Source organism: Micromonospora sp. 4G55, assembly GCF_016803375.1.
Genome location: NZ_JAEVHN010000933.1, coordinates 1 through 1,269, shown reverse-complemented (window position 1 = coordinate 1,269; position 1,269 = coordinate 1). Strand labels below are relative to the sequence as shown.

At 77.4% G+C, this 1,269-nt stretch carries 2 pseudogenes; one reads left to right on the top strand and one right to left on the bottom strand.

The window, feature by feature from the left end:
• A pseudogene (locus JNW89_RS36285) lies at positions 1 to 403 on the bottom strand (peptidase S1); the annotation flags it as partial.
• Between the two features lie 270 nt (positions 404 to 673).
• On the opposite strand from JNW89_RS36285, the pseudogene JNW89_RS36280 reads away from it, so the two are divergent.
• Positions 674 to 1,269: pseudogene (locus tag JNW89_RS36280) on the top strand (O-methyltransferase); the annotation flags it as partial.

Genomic DNA, 1,269 nt, shown 5'->3' with positions numbered 1-1,269 from the left:
CAGGCCCGGCGCCTCGGCCGGTCGGGCGCCGAGCGCCACCCCGCCACCGGCCCCGCCGCGGACCGCGAAGGCGTACCCGAGGGCTCCGCCGAGCGACCCGGCGAGCAGCGCGGTGATCAACGGGACGAGCAGCAGCTGGCGCAGCTTCGGACGGCCCGGGGCGTCCGGGTCGCTGACCGGTTCCGGCGCGGCCCCGGCGTCGGGCGCGCCCGGGGATGACCACGGCGGCCGGCGCGTACGGGTCACGCCACGGGTCGGCCAACGCGTCGGACCACCAGGGCGATGTCGTCCCGCCCGGGGCGCCGTGCGGCGCCGTAGGCGGCCCCACCGGCGTCGCCCCGGCCGGCGGTCCCGCCGGTGCCGGAGTCCCGCCGGGCTGGCGCCAGTCCCAGCCGTCGGTCACGTCGGTGCCTCCCAGTCCGTCCCCCGACCCCCCGTGCCGCGTGGTGCGGCGGCCGTCGCGAAACGAGGGATACCGCTTCCAGGATTGCACGGATGAGCCGGATGGCATCAGCTCTTGCCGGGCGTGATCGTCGACGGCGGACGGCGCGGCTGCGCGCCGGAAGGCTCGCCTCTAGGCTCATACCGCCAACCCGCCCCCCGCACCACTCCCGCCGCCCGGAGGTGTCCCATCGCCACGGTCGCCAATTCCGGCACTCCGACGGCGCAGGCGCTGCAGTTCGCCGAGTCGTACGTCGGCGAGGACCTCGTGCTGCGGACCGCCCGCAGCCTCGCCCGGGAGGTGGGCCTCGACGCGGTGACGCCCGGGGCCGGGGCGGCGCTGCGCCTGCTCGCCGCCGCCGGCAACGCCCGGGCGGTGGTGGAGATCGGCACCGGCACCGGGGTCAGCGGTGTCTGGCTGCTGCGCGGGATGCGGGCCGACGGCGTGCTCACCACCATCGACCTGGAGGTCGAGCACCAGCGGATCGCCCGGCGCATCTTCGTCGAGGCCGGTTTGCCGTCGGGGCGTACCCGGATCATCACCGGCCGGGCGCTGGACGTGCTGCCCCGGCTCGCGGACGGCGCGTACGACCTGGTCTTCGTCGACGCCGAGGCGACCGGCTTCGCCGCGTACGTCGACGCCGCGCTGCGGCTGCTGCGACCCGGCGGGGTGCTGGCCCTCAACGGCACCCTGGCCGGCGGGCGGATCGGCGACCCGGCGCGCGGGACGCCGAGACGGTGACCGTCCGCGAGACGATCAAGGCGCTCCGGGAGTCCGAGCACTGGATCCCGGCGCTGCTGCCGGTCGGGCACGGCCTGCTCGCCGCC